Source organism: Aminobacter sp. P4_D5, assembly GCF_056401815.1.
On the sequence record NZ_JBFUIP010000699.1, the window covers coordinates 1 to 719 of the forward strand.

Annotated in this window: 1 pseudogene; it reads right to left on the bottom strand. The window is 61.8% G+C overall.

The window, feature by feature from the left end:
- Positions 1-187: 187 nt before the first annotated feature.
- Positions 188-446: pseudogene (locus AC1DWF_RS34410) on the bottom strand (transposase); the annotation flags it as partial.
- Positions 447-719: the final 273 nt, after the last annotated feature.

Here is a 719-nt window from a genome sequence, read left to right on the forward strand (position 1 = left end):
GTCCTCGCATGTCCAGGGCGCACCGCTATACCGCAGCCTGCCCCTCGACCCGATCCGAGATCTCTCGCCGATCGCGCTGGTGGCCTATTACGGTGTTGTGCTAGTCTTACACCCTTCGGTACCGGCGCGCGATTTCACGGAGTTCGAGGCGCTGTTGCGCGCCCGCCCCGGGCAGGCTTCAGAGCCATTTTGCCAGGACGTCCTGCAGCATCGCCCGATCCAACGAGAGGTCCGACACAAGCTTCTTCAGCTTGCCGTTCTCCTCCTCGAGTTGCTCCAGTCGTCGCATCCCCGATAGCATCGGTCCGTCCTCCTTCTTATGCCAGTTGTAGAACGTCGTCTCCGAGATGTCCGCCTTGCGGCAAACCTCTCTAATCGCGGTTCCTTCCTCCGCCTTGGCGCCGCACGAACGCAATCTGCGCATCCGTGAACTTCGACTTCTTCATCCTCGTCCCTCCGTCGCCCGGTCCAACCCCAAACTGGAACTCTCCAGCTCAGGACCATCCTGGAAACGGGAAGCAGGTCAGGCTTGTCTGCCACGTCCGTTGTGACCGATTTGGGGTGCTGGCCTGTGTCGGCGCCCGACCCCGCCTGTTGCATGTGACGCGGCGATGATGCGTTGACCCGCATCTGGAATGGGCTAGCCTTCCACCGACTGGAGACATGATGCAGCCGGGCCATCTAATCGATCATCACGCGCATGTCGCACCGCGCGAAGC